This is a genomic window from Candidatus Frankia nodulisporulans, assembly GCF_902806475.1.
Taxonomy (GTDB): Bacteria; Actinomycetota; Actinomycetes; order Frankiales; family Frankiaceae; genus Frankia; species Frankia umida.
The window spans coordinates 1-3,139 of sequence record NZ_CADCWS010000366.1; the positions used below are offsets into that span (position 1 = coordinate 1).

Sequence of the window (3,139 nt, forward strand, 5' to 3'; positions counted from 1 at the left end):
ACAGCGGAGAGTAGGCCATCTGCGCCGCCGTGAAGGCCCGCTCCGGCGCACCGCTCGGTCCAGATGTTGGTCTCTCGCTGGTACCGATGCCTTTTCGCCGGACAGCCACCGCCCGCGCACCCTCGACCCGAGACAACCCTCGGTGACTCTCAGTCGACGATGGCCTGACGCACCGCATTGGCCCAACCGGCGCCGACGGAGCTGTCCTCAACGGCGACGTTGTCGTACTTCGGTAGCAGCCCGGGGATACTGGGATGACGCAGCGCGTTGGCGACCAGGTGCATCCGACCGACGTGCGCCGCCATCTCCAGATCACTCGCCGAGTCGCCGATCGCGATCGCCTCGGTCGGCGACAGCCCACGTCGGCGCAGATCATAGGCCACGGCGTCGCCCTTGCTGACGCCGTCTGGCACCAGGTGGTAGACGTGCGGCTGGCCACCGAGGTGCGGCATGTGCGACGGCGAGATCAGCCCGTTGTCGCGCATGCTCAGCCAGCCGAAACCGATCTCGGTGAGCCACGCGTCGACCTCGGCGACCTCGATCCGCCCGCGCAGCATCACATCGATCTCACGCCCGGTGTGCCAGGGCGTGTGCAGTTCCAGCTCACCGGGATGACGGTCGATCAGCTTGTCCAGCAGGACGGGTGGGACCTGGTCGAAGTCGGACGGCATCGCACCGCGCAGGATCTCGCTGTCGCGCCCGCGGTTCCAGCCGACGATCGCACCGAGCTCGCCGATGAACCCGTCCGCGCCGAAGATCTGCGCCGCCTCGAGCAGCTGCGGCCGGGTGCGCCCGCTCACCAGCACCAGCAGGACGCCCGCGGCGTGCAGCTCGATGAGTGCCCGCGCGGGCTCCAGGGTCACCCCCCCGCCCTCGGCGAGAAAGAAGCAGCCCCCGGGCCCGACCATCGTGCCGTCAAGATCGGTGTAGACGACGCGGACACTCACTGTTATGAACTCCCTGGTCCTAGGACGGCACCCGGTGGGACGCTGGCTGATGCGGCACACAACCGTGAACCACGGAAACATCGGTGCACGATCTCGGGCACGCGGTCTACAGTACGGACAGACAACTTCATCTGGCTCATCCAGAGGGGCAGAGGGAACGGCCCGGCGAAGCCCCGGCAACCACCCGCACGCTGTGCGTGCGCGGCAGGTGCTAATTCCGACCTGTGGCAGGTTGCCGCGGGAAAGATGAGGAGCTTCTCCATGACTCTCGCGCCCGAGCGCGCCACCGCCTCCGCCCTGGACGTGGCCAACCCCGCCGTTGGCCTGTCCTGTCGCCACTGCGGAGCGACCTACCCGCTGTCACCGAGCCATGTGTGCGTCGAGTGCTTCGCGCCGCTGGAGATCTCCTACGACCCGGACCTGCTGCGCCGGGTCACCCGGGAGTCGATCGAGGCCGGCCCGCGCAACCTGTGGCGTTACGTCGGGCTGCTGCCCGCCGGCCACGACCCGTCCCGCCGGGTCTCCCTCGGTGCCGGCTGGACGCCGCTGCGCCACGCCCCGCGGCTGGCCGCCGAGCTCGGGATGAAGACGCTGTACGTCAAGGACGACAGCGCCAACCCCACCCACTCGTTCAAGGACCGGGTTGTCTCGGTCGCCCTGTCCGCCGCCCGTGAGCTTGGTTTCACCACGGTGGCCTGCGCGTCCACCGGTAACCTCGCCCAGTCGGTGGCCGCGCACGCCGCCAGCGCCGGGCTGCGCTCGGTCGTCCTCGTCCCGCACGACCTCGAGGCCGGCAAGACCGTCTCCACCGGTGTGTACGGCGGCACCCTGGTCGCCATCCAGGGCACCTATGACGATGTCAACCGGCTGTGCAGCGAACTGGCCGGCGAGTACGAGTGGGCGTTCGTCAACGTCAACGTGCGCCCGTTCTACGCCGAGGGTTCCAAGACGCTGGGCTACGAGGTCGCCGAGCAGCTCGGCTGGCGGCTCCCCCAGCAGGTCGTCGTGCCGATCGCGTCCGGCTCGCTGCTGACCAAGGTCGACAAGGCGTTCGGTGAGCTCGGCAAGCTCGGCCTGGTCGAGCCGACCCCCTACCGGGTCTTCGGTGCCCAGGCCGCCGGCTGCAACCCCGTCGCCGCCGCCTTCAGCCGCGGGGTCGACACCGTCGCCCCCGTCCGTCCGTCGACGATCGCCAAGTCGCTGTCCATCGGTAACCCCGCCGACGGCCCCTACGCCCTGGACGTCGCCCGCCGCACCGGCGGCGCGATCACCGACGTCACCGACCCCGAGATCCTCGAGGGCATGCGTCTGCTCGCCCGCACCGAGGGGATCTTCGGGGAGACCGCCGGTGGTGTCACGGTGGCGACCCTGCGCCGTCTGCTGCGCGAGGGCCTGCTCGACCCCGAGGCCGAGACCGTCATCTACAACACCGGTGACGGCCTGAAGACCCTCGACCCGCTGGTCGAGACCGGTGGCCCCACCGCCACCATCAAGCCCTCCCTGCGCGCCTTCGAGGCCGCCGGCCTGGGCGACGACTCCGCCGCCTGAGGCCTGCCCACGCCCCGTGTCCGACCCCTGGGCACGGGGCGTGGAGCGACGTCCGCCGACGTCCAGCGGCACCCACCGGGCGTCCAGGATGCGTCCGAAATGTCCGAGAAGGGGTTGTCGGCGCCGCCGGACGCGGACGAGGGGAACGGCAGGGGACGAACGGTCGCACAGCCGGTTGCGGGGACGGCTCGGGACGGGGAACAGCGGGTGCCGCGGGGCTCGCCGACCGACGGCGCGCTTGCACTCTCCCAGGGTGAGTGCTAAACATGAGCTGGCACTCTCGTGATGGGAGTGCCAAGGCTGAAACGGCGAGGCTGCCCAGTCCTCCCGGCTGTGATGGCGGTTTGTCCGCACCTGGTCGGAGCTGGCGGGAGCCGTCCGTCGCGGGCGTCGTTGTGGCCAGGCCATCGAACCTGCCATCCCACTGGGAGGACCCAGAAACCATGCCGAAGATCATTGCCTTCGATGAGGAGGCTCGGCGCGGCCTGGAGCGCGGCATGAACCAGCTGGCCGACGCCGTCAAGGTCACGCTCGGCCCCAAGGGTCGCAACGTCGTGCTGGAGAAGAAGTGGGGCGTCCCCACGATCACCAACGACGGTGTCTCCATCGCCAAGGAGATCGAGCTCGAGGACCCGTACGAGAAG

3 protein-coding genes and 1 riboswitch are annotated in these 3,139 nt (G+C 69.8%); of the genes, 2 read left to right on the forward strand and 1 reads right to left on the reverse strand.

Features of this window, described 5'->3' with window-relative positions:
- Positions 1–149: 149 nt before the first annotated feature.
- Entirely contained in the window at positions 150–947 is a 798-nt protein-coding gene (locus G6R24_RS19735) for an HAD family hydrolase (protein ID WP_163550658.1), read from the reverse strand.
- Between the two features lie 133 nt (positions 948–1,080).
- A riboswitch (SAM riboswitch) is annotated at positions 1,081–1,200 on the forward strand.
- An 8-nt stretch (positions 1,201–1,208) separates the two neighbouring features.
- Between G6R24_RS19735 and thrC the strand changes: the two genes are divergently transcribed.
- Both thrC and G6R24_RS19745 read left to right on the forward strand, forming a co-directional pair.
- Positions 1,209–2,495, forward strand: coding sequence for a threonine synthase (gene thrC / locus G6R24_RS19740; RefSeq protein ID WP_163550659.1), 1,287 nt, complete (start codon positions 1,209–1,211; stop codon positions 2,493–2,495).
- Positions 2,496–2,938: 443 nt separating this feature from the next.
- Positions 2,939–3,139 (forward strand): TCP-1/cpn60 chaperonin family protein (locus G6R24_RS19745; RefSeq protein WP_276529342.1); only part of this gene is annotated, 201 nt, incomplete at its 3' end.

Excerpts from the sequence above, each read along its gene's own strand:
- thrC (WP_163550659.1), top strand. The coding sequence starts at position 1,209 with ATGACTCTCGCGCCCGAGCGCGCCACCGCCTCCGCCCTGGACGTGGCC.